The sequence below is a fragment of the Kitasatospora sp. NPDC057512 genome (assembly GCF_042802135.1).
Lineage (GTDB): Bacteria > Actinomycetota > Actinomycetes > Streptomycetales > Streptomycetaceae > Kitasatospora.
Genome location: NZ_JBHVET010001224.1, coordinates 1 through 1381, shown reverse-complemented (window position 1 = coordinate 1381; position 1381 = coordinate 1). Strand labels below are relative to the sequence as shown.

General features: G+C 72.2%; 1 protein-coding gene. It reads left to right on the top strand.

Going from position 1 to position 1381, the window contains the following annotated elements; translation table 11 throughout:
• Nucleotides 1–164 precede the first annotated feature (164 nt).
• Nucleotides 165–1334 (top strand): hypothetical protein, encoded by a 1170-nt coding sequence (locus ACFU6K_RS39080; protein WP_380671444.1) that lies wholly within the window; start codon nt 165–167, stop codon nt 1332–1334.
• Nucleotides 1335–1381: the final 47 nt, after the last annotated feature.

Genomic DNA, 1381 nt, shown 5'->3' with positions numbered 1-1381 from the left:
CTGTTCGGCGGAGTCGTGGCCGCATGCCCCGCAGGCGGGTTCGCGCACGTACCGGCGCGTTGCCCGCCCGGGCAACCTTTGCTGCCCGCCCGTACCTGGCACTGGTTCGCCCCCGCCCAGTATCAAGGAGGAGTCGACCGCCCCGCGCCCGTGGAGAGCCTTCCTTGCACGATCACGAGACCACCAGAGCCACCGAGACAGGCGGCCGTACCCCTGCCCGCAAGCCCAGCCCCGCCCCGCCCACGCGGCTGCTCGGCCTCCAGGCCACGGTCGGCAACGCCGCGGTCGTCCAGATGCTCCGCCAGGCCGGCCACTCCCAGACCGGCCACTCCCAGGTCGGCCACTCCCAGGCCCGGCCCGAACAGCACCGACACACCGTCGGCCACGTTCCGGCCCGTCCTCCGGCCGCCGTCCAGCGCGCCGAAGGCGGATCGGACACCGACGCCGAATCCGAGTTCCGGCTGGGCGTCGCGGCCACGTTGGAACGGGTCATCAACGACGACGTCAAGGACCGGCTGGGTGTCAGCGGGCTGCACCTGAGCATCGGCGGCGGAGGCGGGGTGGCCGCGCTGAAGGCCGCACGGCCCGTCCAGGACCTCGATCTGCGGCTCCACATCGCCGACCCCGAGGGCCAGGACCCGGAGCTGCGCCGGCAGGTCGTCGCGTACCTCGAAGCCCTGCTGCAGGACGAAGCGGGCACGGACGCCAACGGCACGACGGTGAAGGGCACGTTCGGCGGGGCCGAGGTCAGCGTCACGCTGGGCAAAGTGCCCACGGAGACGCGGGACATGCAGGTGCACGAGAGCTCCGCCCGGGTCCCCCTGACGGTCGTGGCGCCGCTGCGCCTGTTCACGGACAAGGTGACCGCCTTCGCCATGCGCAAGGAGAAGGAGGGAGAGGTCCTGGCGGAGAAGCGGCAGAGGGACGCCCGTGACCTGCTGACCCTCCACTCGCAGATCACCGCCGAGGGGGAACTGGCTGACGTACTGACCGAGAACGCGGACAACGACGAGCTCATCCACCACGGCCTGAAGAAAGCGGCCCAGTTCACGCAGGAACTGGGCCGCTACCGGAAGGACCACACGGGCGATTTCGAGCCCGAGGAGTGGGAGCGCCTCCGGGAGATCGGACGGACCCTGGAGAGGGTCGCCAAGAACCTGCGCAAGTCCAAGGCCGAGCCCCCGGCGCAACCGGCGAGCCCCTCCGGCACCACCCCGGCGGCCGTCGACGCCCCCGCCGGCACGGACTCCGGCGCGACGACCAAGGCCGACCGCAAGGCCGCCAAGCAGGCCAGACGGCAGCAGAAGCTGACCGAGCGGCCACCGACGGACTGAGGGATCCCGCTGCGGACCGCGGGCCCGGACCGCCGTGGATGCGGTCC